The sequence below is a fragment of the Haloprofundus salilacus genome (assembly GCF_020150815.1).
In the GTDB taxonomy this organism is placed as follows: Archaea; Halobacteriota; Halobacteria; order Halobacteriales; family Haloferacaceae; genus Haloprofundus; species Haloprofundus salilacus.
In genome coordinates, this window is sequence record NZ_CP083724.1 from 213,113 (window position 1) to 227,766 (window position 14,654).

Annotated in this window: 16 protein-coding genes and 2 pseudogenes; 11 read left to right on the plus strand and 7 right to left on the minus strand. The window is 52.0% G+C overall.

What is annotated here, in order from left to right; translation table 11 throughout:
* Window positions 1-31 precede the first annotated feature (31 nt).
* Window positions 32-652 carry a DUF7509 family protein gene (locus tag LAQ58_RS17720; protein WP_224450584.1) on the plus strand — a complete coding sequence of 207 codons (621 nt, stop codon included), beginning with the start codon at window positions 32-34 and terminating at the stop codon, window positions 650-652.
* A 243-nt stretch (window positions 653-895) separates the two neighbouring features.
* Here LAQ58_RS17720 and LAQ58_RS17725 read toward each other — a convergent pair whose 3' ends face one another.
* Complete coding sequence (locus LAQ58_RS17725; RefSeq protein WP_224450585.1) at window positions 896-1,645, minus strand: DUF4386 domain-containing protein; 750 nt, start codon at window positions 1,643-1,645, stop codon at window positions 896-898.
* Between the two features lie 192 nt (window positions 1,646-1,837).
* Between LAQ58_RS17725 and LAQ58_RS17730 the strand changes: the two genes are divergently transcribed.
* From LAQ58_RS17730 to LAQ58_RS17740, 3 genes and pseudogenes are all read left to right on the plus strand, one after another.
* Window positions 1,838-2,482, plus strand: a complete 645-nt coding sequence (locus tag LAQ58_RS17730) for a TetR/AcrR family transcriptional regulator (protein WP_224450586.1) — start codon at window positions 1,838-1,840, stop codon at window positions 2,480-2,482.
* A gap of 350 nt (window positions 2,483-2,832) precedes the next feature.
* On the plus strand, window positions 2,833-3,621 hold the full coding sequence (locus LAQ58_RS17735) for a hypothetical protein (RefSeq protein WP_224450587.1): 789 nt from the start codon (window positions 2,833-2,835) through the stop codon (window positions 3,619-3,621).
* A gap of 424 nt (window positions 3,622-4,045) precedes the next feature.
* Window positions 4,046-4,576, plus strand: a pseudogene (locus LAQ58_RS17740) (transposase); the annotation flags it as partial.
* A gap of 371 nt (window positions 4,577-4,947) precedes the next feature.
* On the opposite strand, the gene LAQ58_RS17745 reads toward LAQ58_RS17740, so the two are convergent.
* Window positions 4,948-5,766: a CPBP family intramembrane glutamic endopeptidase gene (locus LAQ58_RS17745; RefSeq protein WP_224450588.1), complete on the minus strand. Its 819-nt coding sequence runs from the start codon at window positions 5,764-5,766 to the stop codon at window positions 4,948-4,950.
* A gap of 156 nt (window positions 5,767-5,922) precedes the next feature.
* Between LAQ58_RS17745 and LAQ58_RS17750 the strand changes: the two are divergent.
* Window positions 5,923-6,255, plus strand: a pseudogene (locus LAQ58_RS17750) (zinc ribbon domain-containing protein); the annotation flags it as partial.
* Window positions 6,256-6,537: 282 nt separating this feature from the next.
* Window positions 6,538-7,143 carry a DUF3267 domain-containing protein gene (locus LAQ58_RS17755; RefSeq protein WP_224450589.1) on the plus strand — a complete coding sequence of 202 codons (606 nt, stop codon included), beginning with the start codon at window positions 6,538-6,540 and terminating at the stop codon, window positions 7,141-7,143.
* 54 nt (window positions 7,144-7,197) lie between these two features.
* Here LAQ58_RS17755 and LAQ58_RS17760 read toward each other — a convergent pair whose 3' ends face one another.
* Window positions 7,198-7,635 (minus strand): hypothetical protein, encoded by a 438-nt coding sequence (locus LAQ58_RS17760; protein WP_224450590.1) that lies wholly within the window; start codon window positions 7,633-7,635, stop codon window positions 7,198-7,200.
* Window positions 7,636-8,123: 488 nt separating this feature from the next.
* On the opposite strand from LAQ58_RS17760, the gene LAQ58_RS17765 reads away from it, so the two are divergent.
* From LAQ58_RS17765 to LAQ58_RS17775, 3 genes are all read left to right on the plus strand, one after another.
* Window positions 8,124-8,540 (plus strand): hypothetical protein, encoded by a 417-nt coding sequence (locus LAQ58_RS17765; protein ID WP_224450591.1) that lies wholly within the window; start codon window positions 8,124-8,126, stop codon window positions 8,538-8,540.
* Window positions 8,541-8,875: 335 nt separating this feature from the next.
* Window positions 8,876-9,145, plus strand: a complete 270-nt coding sequence (locus LAQ58_RS17770) for a DUF7344 domain-containing protein (RefSeq protein ID WP_224450592.1) — start codon at window positions 8,876-8,878, stop codon at window positions 9,143-9,145.
* Between the two features lie 42 nt (window positions 9,146-9,187).
* Complete coding sequence (locus LAQ58_RS17775; protein WP_224450593.1) at window positions 9,188-9,898, plus strand: helix-turn-helix domain-containing protein; 711 nt, start codon at window positions 9,188-9,190, stop codon at window positions 9,896-9,898.
* A gap of 27 nt (window positions 9,899-9,925) precedes the next feature.
* Here LAQ58_RS17775 and LAQ58_RS19200 read toward each other — a convergent pair whose 3' ends face one another.
* Window positions 9,926-10,261 (minus strand): HalOD1 output domain-containing protein, encoded by a 336-nt coding sequence (locus LAQ58_RS19200; RefSeq protein WP_224450594.1) that lies wholly within the window; start codon window positions 10,259-10,261, stop codon window positions 9,926-9,928.
* 706 nt (window positions 10,262-10,967) lie between these two features.
* On the opposite strand from LAQ58_RS19200, the gene LAQ58_RS17785 reads away from it, so the two are divergent.
* The gene (locus tag LAQ58_RS17785; RefSeq protein WP_224450595.1) at window positions 10,968-11,390 is read left to right on the plus strand and encodes a VOC family protein; all 423 of its coding nucleotides are present in this window, start codon (window positions 10,968-10,970) and stop codon (window positions 11,388-11,390) included.
* A 182-nt stretch (window positions 11,391-11,572) separates the two neighbouring features.
* On the opposite strand, the gene LAQ58_RS17790 is transcribed toward LAQ58_RS17785, so the two are convergent.
* From LAQ58_RS17790 to LAQ58_RS17800, 3 genes are all read right to left on the minus strand, one after another.
* Window positions 11,573-12,550 (minus strand): M48 family metalloprotease, encoded by a 978-nt coding sequence (locus LAQ58_RS17790; protein WP_224450596.1) that lies wholly within the window; start codon window positions 12,548-12,550, stop codon window positions 11,573-11,575.
* Window positions 12,551-12,769: 219 nt separating this feature from the next.
* A complete protein-coding gene (locus tag LAQ58_RS17795; protein WP_224450597.1) occupies window positions 12,770-13,006 on the minus strand; it encodes a hypothetical protein in 237 nt (78 codons plus the stop codon).
* Between the two features lie 619 nt (window positions 13,007-13,625).
* Window positions 13,626-14,009, minus strand: a complete 384-nt coding sequence (locus LAQ58_RS17800) for a hypothetical protein (RefSeq protein WP_224450598.1) — start codon at window positions 14,007-14,009, stop codon at window positions 13,626-13,628.
* 187 nt (window positions 14,010-14,196) lie between these two features.
* Between LAQ58_RS17800 and LAQ58_RS17805 the strand changes: the two genes are divergently transcribed.
* Window positions 14,197-14,631, plus strand: a complete 435-nt coding sequence (locus LAQ58_RS17805; protein ID WP_224450599.1) for a DUF8100 family protein — start codon at window positions 14,197-14,199, stop codon at window positions 14,629-14,631.
* The last annotated feature ends 23 nt before the right edge of the window (window positions 14,632-14,654 follow it).

Sequence of the window (14,654 nt, forward strand, 5' to 3'; positions counted from 1 at the left end):
TTTTAAATACTACTGCTGAGTACGCCTGTCTATGACGGTGGAGATCACGCGAGACGTAATCGTCGAACGGTTGGGTCGCGTGAAATACGACCGCTTTCTCTTCTATCTCATGGAGCCGTACAAGTCGTTCAATCTCAACTACGTCCTCAGCGAAGAGGAACGAGAGGAGATCGATATCGAAGACCTTCCTGGTCCGTTGCGCCGGCTCTTTCAGCGTAAAGACGAAATCGACCAAGCGCAGGCATTCCTCCGTCGAATCCAAGGCGAACTCCGCGTAGAACCCGGAATAAATGCGTTTCTCGCTCTCGACGTCAATGTGGATACAGAGGATGTAGATGCTGTCACGCAGAGTATCGAGTACACGAGATGCAGCAACGCAACTGCATTCGTCGTGCCGTTTCTCGGACACAACTTCGGCGTCGGCGAAGAAGCCGGCAGTATCCTCGAAAACGTGGCCAAAACACACAACAATAGGCTGACTTTCGTTCACGAAAACGACGTTACAAGCGCGATGATCCGGTCGGCAAAGGTTCGGTGGGATTTGCGGGTCGAGACGTACGAGACCGAAGCAGAACTTGTGAAGAAACTTCGATTGTTCGCCGGGGCAGTCATGCAGCGAGAACGGCGAGGAGAACTGAGTCGCTTAGATTGAGTGGTGGCACAATTTCACCACGAGCGTGATCTCTGGTGATTCGTTATACGTCCATCCGGAGTTCAACACGTGCGGGAGTAGACCATCAAATGGTGGCCACACCAGTGGGTCGCACGTGCGCTGGAGTCCTGAGCGACAATTTACCGAACCAACATCCTGGCGACTGAAATTCCCGGTCGCTACCGAACCGATATGATTTCTTGTTAGTTATTGCTTCATTTTGTAGAAGATATAACGAGAATACTACTTGGCGGGCTCGGCGTCAATAGGCGACGGATTCTTGGAAACAATCGTAGTTGAATTGAATCCTTTAACGATAAGCCACACCGCGATACCCAGTTCAAAGATAGCACCTGGAATATAGAGCGTATAGAGGATCGGCCCCACGCCAGAGCCGACAATCTCGACCACCATCATTATCAATAGTGCTGGGTAGCCGATCAGGCCAAAGACTGAGATCGTTCTCGGCACGAGTCTTGTCTGATACAATAAGTAGCAGAGCGGCAAACTCCCAATAGCAAGGCCACTCATAGCAATACTATAGGCATAGAAGTTACCTTGGACAGCCAACGTACCGAGGAATTGAAGCACGGCCACATCTGCGCTACTTGCCTGTACGTATTCCTGACTCAATGGTACGAGCAAAAGTAAACTGATGATACCACCCATCATGAGTATGGACTCGAAGATTCGGGTTCCAATATATCCAAGAGCTATCGTTTCATTGTGCTGTTTTATCGTTGGGTAGAGGAACAAGCTGATTCCAATCACAGCAGCAGAATTCACGGCCATAATGAGTGCCGCGATAGTCAGTTGCATCGTATTTTCAGAAATGCTGGCAAGGGGATCTGAAGTACCCAAGAGAGGTTGTATGAGAGCCCCGTCCGGAATCCCATAGGTAAGATATCCAAGTATAATTAATGCGCCCGCAATCTTTGCGAACATTTTGTTTGTGATCGTTTCTAATTCTGATTTATTCTCTGTTTCTGACATTGTATTATCTCCTGATACACTACGGAGTTACTCATCCGTTCGTCCGTCATTTGGCGAGTTACAGTCGCCATCTTGATCAAGGCCTTTCGTGACTTGAACAGTCATACAGTCATGAGTTGCCAAGATAAACGTTTCTGTTTCCTCATTGGGCCCCGAAAGTACCGATATCGGTCAGTATCCGACCGCTACTGCATGCCGCTTTCAAATGGTATGACTGAAATGGTCAGAGGGTCAAGCGGGGGTATGCGCGGATTTGACGACGAGGAACGCAAGGAGATTCGGGAAGCACTGGTTGATGCCGGTGAGAAGTTCTTTTTGCGGGTTGGCCCCCGAAAGACGACGGTAAAGGAGCTCACCGACGAGGTAGGCATCGCCAAGGGTTCATTCTACAACTTCTTCGACTCGAAAAGTGAGCTGTTCATGGAGGTGTTCATCCGAATCGGGAGAGACAACGTTGGAGCGGCTCTCAAAGCCGTCGAAGACGTCGAAGACGGTCAGGAGGGGATCCGGCTGCTATTTCACGCCTACGCTGATTGGCTGGAAGATCACCCTATCATCCAGAAATTCGCCGCGGACGTGGATCAGGACCGCTTCCGGCGGAGTTTCCCCGCTGATCAGTTCGCCGCGGCCGAGCGAAAGCGCGACGAGTTACTCGCTGCGCCGGTCGAACGTTGGCAAGCGAATGGTACCCTTCGCGACGACGTCTCACCAGTAGCCGTTGTCGAACTTCTCCAACTCGTCCTCTTACTCGCGGTGACGAACGACGAGTACGACGAGGACTACTACAGAAAGCGGAACTTCGCTATCGAGACGCTGGCCCGCGGGCTGGAGCCCTAACGGACCTGATTTTCTATTTACGCAGCAGAATGAGTCGTGATTTCCCGCGACAGCAGAGCAAAGTGCATCGTCGGAATGTCCTTCATCGCTTTCACCGCATCTAGTTCGTCACGGGATTCATATCTTTTATACTGAGTTCTGTGTGGATGCACTATATCTTTGAGAACATTTTTAAAATCCAAGCCTATAAATGTAATTCTGGAAATAATATAGAATAGTATTTATTGACGAGTGGAGTATGTCAAACGTTGTGACGATAATAGCCGGCTGTACGGCGTATCAACAACGGAAATCACATGACTTCAAGTGAAGATGTTTCAACGGAGGTAGCTGCATCGAACGTTCATGGCATGGAAGGAGACGGTACCCAAACGGCGGAGACCATCGGTCCTTCTGAACGGTACTTCTCGAAAGTTGGGACCGTTGCAGCGTTCGCCGCACTCGTGGTCTACGGTGTGTCGGCCTACTTGCACCCGTTAACGCCACCGCACCACACACAAGAGGCCTTTGCAGACTACGCGGTCGAATCTCTTTGGGCAATTTACCACTTGGGAGAGTTCCTCGGAATACTATTGATGGGTGCCGCTATCATTGCCCTCGCGTTCCGGCTCCGTAGGGGCGTTGCCGGAGTGTGGGCAACTCTTGGTGGTGCGGCGATGGTAGTGTGTGCGGGAGTCTATGGCATCTTCGCCGCGGTTGACGGCGTTGCCCTCGGGATTATGGTGGATCGGTGGGCGGCCGCGGGTCCAGAACAACAGGAATTGCTCTACGAGACGGCCTTCGCAGTTCGGCAAATCGAAGGTGGGCTCTTCAGTATTCAGTGGTTCATGTTTGGCATCGCGGCAGGACTCTTCGCAGGTGCGTTCTTTGCCAGCGCCAAGTCACCGATTCGTCTTGACTGGTTCAGCGGTATGGGCTGGCTAAGCATCCTCGCCAGCATCGGAGCGCTTTCCTTCGGGGTCGTCCAAGCGCATGGGTACACTGACCTCTCGATGGCCTTCCAGATCGGATTGATGCCTGGCGTGATCTGGGTCGCCGCTGTTGGTGTATTCCTCTACCGTAATCCAGTCCACACTGAAACGCTCGTGGAGATTCCACGCAAAGAGGACGACGAACCGCCCCACGACCCGGTTAAGTGACGGCGCTGAAATCGGTTTCAGCCGGGCGTACAGTTAGTAAATGAGGTGCATCCGGTGTGCCATAATTCAAACAAACTGTCACCAACCGTATTTGCAAACGTATTCAAAATGCAAATTACGAGGCGTTCCTCGTAGTTCACAACCCCGTTTATGACCAATTCACCGACGTACTCACGGCAGCGCGATAGCGTGGCGTGCTTGTACTCTTGCTCCTCACTGATGAAAACGAAAATACCCGGGATGAGTCACAACTCGTTTCAACCGACTCTGTCGTTCGGTCATGGCGTGCAGACCCATTGACGCTGACGTTGACTGATGGGGACTCTGGCGTAGTGGGGGGATCAGGAATTGGGCCTTGTTTAGACGCTGTAGAGAACGACTCACTCCGGTGAACTAACTGACCTCTGAGTCAGACCCAAGTAGTGTGCCCTCTCGTCTCTCGCGCTTCACAGATCGCCTTGTAATATTAGCGAAACGCGCTGTCTCTGGCGATTCTTCACCAGCGGTCAAGAAGGGTGACGGCGGCTACGCTGACTGGGTGATCGTTGTGATCCACGGTCTCCGCGAATATCTTGACCTTCCCTATCGACGGCTCCTCGATGTTCTTCACGAGATGCATGGGGTCGTCAAGAAACTGGATCTTGAACCGAGCGAGTTGCCGGACTTCACGACAGTTTGCGCACGGAAGCAACAGCTCAAGATGGCGGTCTGGCGAACTCTCCTGCGGCTCTCCGCTGATCTTCACGATACCGGAGACGTGCAGGCTCTCGATGCAACTGGCTTCGACCGCCATTCGGCCAGCCGTCACTATACGAATCGGACAGATTATACCTTCAGGTCGGTCAAGACGACAGCGTTGGTAGACTGTGAAACCAGTACTGTATTGGATATCCACTGTTCGATGAAGCAGCCACACGACACCCAAGTCGGGCGGCAGGTACTCACGCGGAATCTGACTTCCCCTTTCGAACCTATCGCAACAAACGCGTAAAACGCCAGAACCTGGCGATTTAGTCGATTCTTTTGCGAAGATTCCAAGAAGCGAATGATTCTGAACCGTCGTCATCGATGCCTCACCGCCAGATGCTATGATAGAAGTCTTTGATACCGCGAGCAAAGATCTGCTTTCGGCACCAACCAATCGAGAATTCTGACAGCACTGGGGACCTACTGGCGGGTCTGAACTCCTCCCGCACATCCATCGTATCTGAGAGGATGAGTGGGACGACTTCGACCCAAACAGTGTTATCGAAATTAACCATTCAGTGAACGTGCATATCGGTCATGTGAACATACTCTAACCGCGCGCTGCTGGACCGATGAGCGCTATGACAGCGGCTCGATCGTGAACCCAGGTGTCATCGAGCGCCCGTACAGCCCCACCAGAACGGCGGCAATAAACCACCACGCTCCAGATCCGACGACGAGCGCGATCGGCAGTGTCTCCTCCAGCATGCCACCAGAGCCATCCAGAACGCTTCCGACGTTGATTGCGGCGTGCATGAACACGGCTGGGATCACTCCGCCGTCCGTGACGTTGACGAGCGCACCAAGGACGGTAGATGCGCCGAGGACGAACATCGTGTACTCAACGAGGAACAGCGGGTCGGGGGTGAAGTTTGGATGTCCGAGAAACAGGGGGAGGTGCCACGCCCACCACAGTACTCCGACTGCGAGACTCGCTGTCAGGACCGACAGCCGCTCCTGGAACCACGGTTGGAGGACTCCGCGCCACCCGAACTCCTCGACGCCACCAAAGAGAAAGACGTTGAGCAGGAAGAATCCGAATAGTAGGTGTAGTGGGGCTGGCGGTGAGTAGCGCACCGATCCGCCGCCAAGCGCGGCGAGCGCTGGTTGGACCTCCCCGACGACCACTGGGAGGGACACCGCAGCGAGGTACACCCATGGAGGGAACCGCCACTGGAGTACTCGGCCGAGCCAGTCCCGAAGCGGGACGTCACTCGCCCAGACGACGAGTACCGCCCCAATCGGGAGGCCCCACTGTCGCGGGAACGTGTTGATGTAGACCGGCAAAGTGTTCCATAAACCGAAAGCATAGTAGATCGCGTCCCATGCCCACGTCCAGCCGAACACGACGATGAGGAAGGCTGGAATGCGGTGTCTGTGAATGCGAGATCGGATCATGGTGAGACCGAGGCCATCCTGTCACTTACCGGGTCACTTTCTTGGTCTGAAATATAGTTCTTGGCAAGTTCCGCAGTGAATTTCACGTTCAAACCGGATCACGGGCAGATATTTGTCTGGTGAACTACCCCACCCTACTCGCTCACAGCTTTTGCCGTTCGCTCAGAAGCGTGGACTTCTCAGACGTGTCCGAACTGCGGATCAACCACAGACACGGTTCGCCACCAAGACACGCTGACGTGTTCGTATGGGTTCGAGGGTCACGCAGACCTCGTGGCATCGGAATCGTTCTTGAGACGTCATCAGACCTCTGCGAGTTCTAATTGGCGAACGAGACACTCCGTGTCTCGTCAACGGCAGACGACGGTAACACGGTTGATGGCACAGCCTGTATGCCTCAAGTGGGGCGACCATAACTGGTCAGAGTCACCACACTCAGCTCCCAACGAGGAACATACGAACCCGCAAGTTGCCTCTGTGGGTCGGTAAGCGACACCCTCAGCGCGAGGAAACCTTGCCGTTCACGGCGAGGAAAATGTCATCTGAGTGAGCGAACAGAGGGGAGAGTCGTTTCCTCGTAGTGGCGTCATCCGAGCAGGTATCGAGCCCAGGGATATCGCTCGATTGACCGAAGCTCATGTATTTTCGGTTCACGAGGCTTCGTCGTCGGATGGTGTATACCTTTAGCCAGTTTTCTCTCGAGCAAGCTATTTTTCTCATATAGGTGTACGGCGGTACACTCAATAGAGCAGATAACTTCAGAATTTCTGAATGAACCCGCTTGGCGAATCCCCGGATGGATATGGCGACTACTTGGAGTACGATGTGCCCGAGAAATGGATAGTAGGACTCGTACTCTTACTCGTTGTCGGCCTCGGTGAATTCTTCTTTCCTGGAGTAGTTGGTTGGTTCTTCGTAACCGTAGGCAACGGCCCCACAGGCTTCGTCATGGTGTCTCTTGACGAACTGCTATTCCTCGTAGGGATGATTGTCGTTCACGAAGCAATCCACTACGTCGCCGCTCTGAGGCAAGGATACAATCCTACGGCAGGTGTCAGGCTTATTGACTCATTCTACGGTATCAAGGAGCCGTCTCCGTACATCATCGTTCTGAATGAGCATATCTCGCGCAAGCATAATCTTGTGATGCTCATTGCTCCTCTCCTTGTAATTAACGCGATTGCTCTTCTCGGACTGCTTCCGATATTCCCTGTTTTTGCCGCCTATTACGCGAAGATCGCTCTCGTCGCGAATACGGCATCCTCGATGCAAGACGTCTACAATTTCGTCCGACTATGGACGATGGACGAAGGAACGCAGTTCATCAACGTCGAGGAAGATGAAATTCGGTCGTTCTACTGTCAACCGCAGAGTTAGATACTTGGGTTGGGGTTGAGTGGATGAGTCTGCAGTCGAATTTCAGTCGGTGTTTTACAACGGTTCACCATCGTCTAAGTCTTCTCTGGAAACTTGGATTTCGATGTTCTCAAATCGGTCAGGGAACTCAGGAATTGGCTCGTCGCCTGTTTCGCTCACAGAGATAGCAATCGCCATTCGTTTTGTATCGTCGATTGGCGGGTCTGTGTGACTTCTGCCGATTCCGATGGAGAGAACCCTCGGCGAGTCGCCATACTGCTGGCGGACTCGCTCCACTGCTTCCTCTGTTTCCTTCACATGCACGTACCACTCTGCATCCACCTCCAGCCATTCGCCGGCACGTTCTCCTCCGGGGTACTTTCGAATCCGTATGGACTCACGGTCGTCGCCGTTCATAGAACACGATACCTGTAACTTCTCTATCGTCAACCCTATTAGAAGCGTCTCGTCCTGCCTAGGCGAACCTGCCAGTAGGTAGATGCCCGTGTTCATCGTGGTAGTTACTCACTTACTCAAAACACAGAGCTAACACGAATCTCACCCATCTTAAGTGCCTTCCGGCTCATTCGTTTAAAATGGAAGAAACATCAGGGCGCACAATTGGCAATACTACTATTGAATTGTCGAACCCGTGAGTATTCTTCGCGATAACGTTCGCGTTCACCTGGGCGTTCTGGATACCAGCGATCATCTTTGACCTCGCGTTCGATAACGCTCTTGGGCTCCTGTGAGAGTTGGCGTGCGTAATATGACGATAGTGTCACCAGTATAGAATCAGTACTGCTGGAAATACTGCCCAACACTTCGCCTACACTGGCTGTACGCCCGACGCGTACGTTTAAGCCACATTGAGCGACAGTTGCGAGTATGCTCTTGGACGAACTCGCGAACATCGACTTTGACGACGCCGAGACACGACACGAACTGAAACGACTCCGCGCAGAATCCGCAGAGAAAACAACCTTTGGAGAACTCTTCGCATGACCACATACGAAACAGACGACCCGATAGACCAACCCGAACGTGAAGCGATCCGTTCGCTCGCCAACGCGATTGTCGACCACACCGAGAGAGGCGACGACGGACGAGTCACGACCGACGATACCCAACGTGTTCTCGCGGACGCCCGTGACCTCTCGCTGCTCGTACTCGAAGAGCTCGGACGCTCAGATATTGAGCATCAACGCATTCTCCGGGCGATAGATCGCACCGTCGACGCCGAGTTCCCGTTGTGGGCAGACTACGTCGGTGGGTCAACGGACCCCGACGTTGAACAGACGCTTCTCGACCGTGCGGAAGCCGAGTACGAGGCGCTCGAAGGCGAGACGGCCGAACGGGACGAACTCTCGAAGTGGTTGGATAAGAAGCGTTGGGACGAACAAGCCGAACGGCAATGAACTGCGACCACTGCGGCTGGGCAAATCCCACGCCTCGAAAACTGTCGACTGAGGGCGGTTCTGCGGGCACACAGCGTGCAGACAGGAGTTCAACTGCCGACTCGCCACCGGGGCGACTCGAAGTGCGTGACGTGGCGATAGCCCCTGATTCTGATTCTGACGCCTACGCGACGACTACTTTTCACCCTTACATCACTCTCTCGACGCGCGGCGTTCTGTGCGGACTCTCGTATCCACAGACCCCGCGCCGGTCGTGTTAAAAAATATCACACTAATTGCGTAGGCATTACGCCTATATTCGCCCTATACTGTGGTTATAACCAAGAGTGAATGTCATGGAGGTAAAACAGAAACACCCCAACACGCGACAGGCTGTTCGTCGTGTGATTTTGGAGACAATCGTTGACGAGGGGGGGCTGACAACTCGGTCGCATCTCGCCGAAGCAATCGCAAACGAAAATCTGTCGCAATACAAAGCCGAGATTCGCCTGCATCACATCCATATCCCGGTCTTGATGGATGCCGGAGTGATCGATTATGATGACCGCACGGGCGATGTTGTTCTGGTGGAGGATGTGTCGAGTATCGACTTAGCGCAGTTATAATTGGGCGGAAGAGTCAAATCTGAGGGCAACCACGGATTCCCAATGACTATCCAAGACCGCAAGAGAAGGGAATCGACCGGTCCTGTAATCGAAGTCGAATTCTCAATGACTGACTCGACATATCCATTCGTGGCTGCGACACAGGATGGCACATGCACGGTCGAACTCGCCAAAATGGTACCTCGAACGGGCGGCCAATACGCTGAATTCTTCAATATGTCCGGTACAAGACCGGAACAGATCTTGGACCTCACTGCGTCCTACGATACTTTAGAAGTATCCCTCCTGCGGGAATACGAAGATGGGGGACTCTTTGAATTCGTCGCCTCTGGGGACTGCCCAGCATACACACTCGCGGAACTCGGTGCGCTTCCACGAGAAGTCATCGCTGTCGACGGAGAAGGCCGCATCGTGGCTGAAATCTCTCACTCCCATGAATCGTCTGCGATTATCGAACGATTTCTCGATGAGAATCCCGACGCCAAACTTGTTTCGAAACGAGAGCGAGATTCATTCTCGCCGATCTTCACACGATCAGCATTCCAACAGGTGCTTCACTCCAAACTGACCGACAGGCAGCGTGAAGTTCTTCAAGCGGCCTATAATGCGGGGTACTATGATTGGCCGCGTGAAGCCACCGGGAAGGACGTTGCCGAAGATCTTGGAATCACGTCAGCAACGTTTTCAGAACATATTCACACCGCCGAACGCAAGCTACTCACCGTCCTTTTCAGTGAGCCTTGTGAAGATTAACTGGATATGTACCAAATATTTAATTTATTAGGGATTAGTATCTACTCGTGGTGAGACGGTTATCTGCCGACCGTTTTGGACAGTGACGAGGTAGCCTTCATACTGAAATGAGATAGCGATTTCCTGGGAGCACCGAAAGGTTTCAGATGGCATTCCGAATAATTGATCGAGAGCATCCGGGTCGATCGCGTTGTAGAGCGGTTCCATCTGCTCCGGAGGTATCCCAGTTGTAGTAGCCACAGCACTGATTACGTTGTACGAGAGGGACTTATTTGGTTCAATAGTATATTGGTCGATACTGGGGTGACTGCTGTGTCTTTTGCCAGAGCCATCGTCCGCCGTAGTTTTATCTCTCGGGGTCATCGCACAACCTGTTTTGATCGACTGCAAGTTTGGCAGGCTATTTCTTAAGCAAATACCCTACACCTCAAGGGTTGTTCCCAATAGCGAATGAACAACTCCTTCCGGACAATGCACAGAGTGACTGTTTACCTAAATTGAGGCGCTAAGGTCCCTTCCTCAACGAGCAACCGAGACGAGAAATTGTGAGTGCGACCATCGGCAGGGCACGATTCGATTTTCGCTCCCTCCCGTGCTTGAGGAATTGGTCGAGCATGCCCGTCAGAAGGAACTGAACTGAGAAATTCGCGCCTTCTATTCAGCACGGCTCCTGAAACCTATCTCCGATTGAGGATTTCAAGAGAGCTCAATGAAGACTGTCGTCTCCGATCCCACAATTCTCTCCAGGAGCTACTCTACTCCGAACGAATCTATTCAGAGACGATTTTGACGAATCCTATTCATTCGACTGGTCTTCCATGTTTTCGAGCATCTGGCGAGGTTCCCCGAATGGCTTGAGCTCCACTTTGGTAGTAGCAAGAACGGTTTTGAGGTAGCCCCATCGAGCCAGTGAAGTACCACCAGATTCCATCAGAAACGAAAGTGGAATCGGTGGGTGGTGACCTTCGTCGCCTGGTGAGTAGTCAACGATTGTGAGCTCGCTTGCGTCTGCACTGAGGACACCTCTACAACGCTGGAAACCGTCAGTCCAGAACAGGTGAGTCTACTTATGGAACCACAAATCACCGTCATCACGTTGGGAGTAAGTGACCTCGAAACGTCACTTGAGTTTTATCACCAAGGTTTAGGTTGGCCGACGGAGGGTATAGTCGGCACTGAATTTGAAGGTGGAGCTGTTGCTTTCTTCCCATTGAATAATGGCTTACAGCTTGCACTTTACCCGAAACAGCAAATCGCGGAAGACGCGAACGTTGAGGACGAAGGGCTAAGTTCTATAGAGTTTACCCTCGGCCACAACGTCGCGTCGAAAGAAGCAGTTGATGCCGTACTGAAGACAGCGGACGAAGCAGGCGCAGAAATCACCGACCCCCCACGTGACCGTGAATGGGGCGGATATTCGGGTCACTTCCTCGATCCAGACGACCACTTGTGGGAAGTAGTCTGGAATCCGCAGCTCGAAATTGAAGAATAGCCATCAATTCGGCCACGCCCTCTCAAGCCTCGTACATCGAGTCATTCGCCTCCAAACGCGCAAATTCTGTCGTCTCCAGGTCCCACGCCACATGACCTCGATCGCTCTGTCGATCGATCATGTGTGTGGTGAGTGTGGGGTGGGTGATGGGTGGCGGAGTGGTATTTCCAAGAGTTCCGATGTTAGGTTTCTTGTTTGCGTTCAAGTTCACGCAGTTGAGTCAGGCGACGTTTCGAATCCGGGTGCGTATTGAGTAACTTCTTGAGCGGTGCTGGGAGATATCGTCGAACCCCGAGCGTATTCGTTTCTGACTCAAGGATTGCCGCTGCTGCAATTTCCGATTGTCTGAGATCTGTCGCTGGCATTTCGTTTAGTTCCTGGTCGATGGCGGTGAGGGCGCTTGCGAGGCTGGCAGGCTTCCCAGTGAGTGCTACTGCCCCTTGGTCAGCAGCGTATTCACGTGAGCGCGAAAGCGACGCTGTGAGGATGTGTGCGAGCGCCCACACCGGAATTATCGCTACGAGTCCAGCAGCGATACACAAGTCAGTAACATCGGCACGACTAGCCTGTCCATGTTCGACACCAGGGTTTTCACCAGAGAGCAGTTTGAGTATTCTATCGGTTGCTCCAATCGGGAGTGATGCAGCCGTCATAACGGCCATATCGTGATTTCGCACATGAGCGATCTCGTGTGCGATGACTGCTTCTAACTCGTCTTCATCAAGCAGTGAGATGAGACCTTCACTGAGTGCTAACCGAGCAGATTCAGCTGAATACCCCGTCACTAACGAGAGCGGTGTATCAGTCGGTACGATGTAGAGACTCGGTTCAGGTGTGGTTGCTTGCTGGCAGACCTTTTTGACGAGACCGCGGATTTCTGGGTACTCTTCATTTGCTACAGCGACTCCTCCAATCGACTCAATAGCATGTGTGGGTGCCTCGCGTTCCCCGTCGAGGAGTTGCATGAACAACCCGAGTGCTGTAATTGCGATGAGTCCAACGAGGATTTCCTGTGGGAGCAACTGCGTTGGCCATGAGACATCTGGTGGGAGGGTGTACCCGAGCTTATCGGCTGCGGCGCCTGTGATCACGAGTGCTAAGACATTGATTATGAGAATGCCACCGACAACGGATGCAAACGCACCCGCAGTAACGAGCACAAAGAGTGTGACCAGAATTTTCAGTCGAAAAACCCGAGTTACTGACCACCCGGGCGACGTGGTCAATACACTCGAACGATTGGTCATTGGTTCTTAATTCGATCAGTAGACAATTGTAATGGTATCGCTACTCTGAATATTCATCACGAAGCAGGATGTCTTGCCGCCGAAAGACAGTGTAGGGAGCGAAACCTAAAGAAAAGACCAGCAGAGCATTTCCTATTCAGTTTCCTCAAGGGCATAGTAGACACGTTCTCGTGGAATCTGAATGGAGTACACAAAGGTGTGTCCGTCTTCGAGGTAGGAAACATCGTGCAAGCTGTAGTGCCAATGTTGGGTGTCTTCATTAAACCGAATTGGTTCGAGGAGTTCATCTTCAGTACTATCAACTACAGCAAGAGGCTCTCCGGGGCCGTCGTCATAGACAAGTTGCTGGGCCTGAGTTCCATCAGCCATAGACTCATCGTCCGAATTCCACTTCGGATATGGAATTTCACGTACCACGCGGTAAACTCTATGGCGAGGCACACGAACTCTATAAGTCGTTTCAGACCGAGATTGCTCAGACGGGTGTTGATGCGTACGAAACGTCCAGTACCCACTTTCGATCTCATAGGTGAGTTCATCAGGCCCAAAGCAATACTCATCCGGCACATCAGAATCGAAATCATCTCTCACCATAGGAACTACGTCCTCTTGAGGACGGGGAAGTTCGTGGAGAATCGTCACCCGAGTCACAATACCGATATTCCGTCACGGCCTATGATAAAGTATCGCCCCTCCGATAAAACGTAAGATCCACAAAGCATCTCAGGCCATTCAATCCAGTCATTAACTGACAGAGACACCTAGACCGGGAGTTTACTTTTTAAGAACAGACCGTCTCTCTGCTAGGTATTGCAGTGAATGATTCAGTGTGTCTTTGCGGCCAAAGACGTACTAAAGACCCTTCGAGCTGAAAAGTATGAGAAAACGTAGCCTTTTTTAGAGGTGGCGAGTACCAGAAGATCAGAGAGAAAGTACGGTGTTTGTCAACAGTTCCGAGCAGAACCACCTGACTGATAGTTATGCATCTTTAACACGGGGATACTTTATCACCACTGGTGCGTTGTATGTCCTCAACGGTAACGAAATAGGTGGCCTTAGAGCCAGTATCGGCGTCATCCTCATCCGTTGAGTACCAATAAGGCTGTGAAACTTCTACGTCGACCCCATCCGTACTCCGATTGGTGACCTGTGCCTCCTTCTCGAAGCCAATGTATGAATTCAACCCCCAGTCATTGACGCAGGATGCATTCTTGAGTTGAGTGGTGACGTACCTTTCCTCCGCAGAAAGAGCACGTTCTTTGACATCTTTATCCGAGACACCGCCATCTTGAAAAACACCGAGACAGCCGAAGAATCCACCGAGGGTTACTGTCGCACCGACGAGCTGGAAAGCTTTTCGCCGCGAGTACATGTTATATCGAGACCTTTTATCACGAAGTACTTTCTGATAAACGATAAGCTAACTCACTCATCTCTTCGGTCCCGTATGGAGCAATCGAAATTAGGCGTTTTGGGACGTGGAAAAGTGCGAATCAAAAGAAATGGTAAACTATATTTCCAGTAGACAAATTTAAAGAGAAAGGCAATTAAAGCACGATATGGGACAGATCTCGGATTGGTGGTTTAGCCGGGTTTCCAACGATGAGGCTGATATGGGCGACACGCGAGTGTTCGTTAAAGCCCTCGGCGGAAATGTTCTGCATATTCTGTTGTTCTTCCTGCTGTTGGTGAACGCTGTTCTCAGAGGTCACACAGTCGAACAGAGCCCCTCACTTGGGGGCTTGCTCTTAACCATTATTTTTGGTTTGTCAGTAGGTGCTGCCACTCCACTTCACACCAAAAACGAGTTACTGACAGAATTAGCAGAGACGTTCTGGTACCGGGCGATCCTACTACTAGTGATATTCGGGGGATTCTGGCTACTCCTGGGTTATAATATTTCGTATGGGATTTGGTTCGGACTTACATTCGTGGTGGCAAAGGCCATCACAACGACCCTGTTGTACATACAGGCCCGGTCTAATTGCAACTGAAGACCTTGCTGAAACCCTCACGC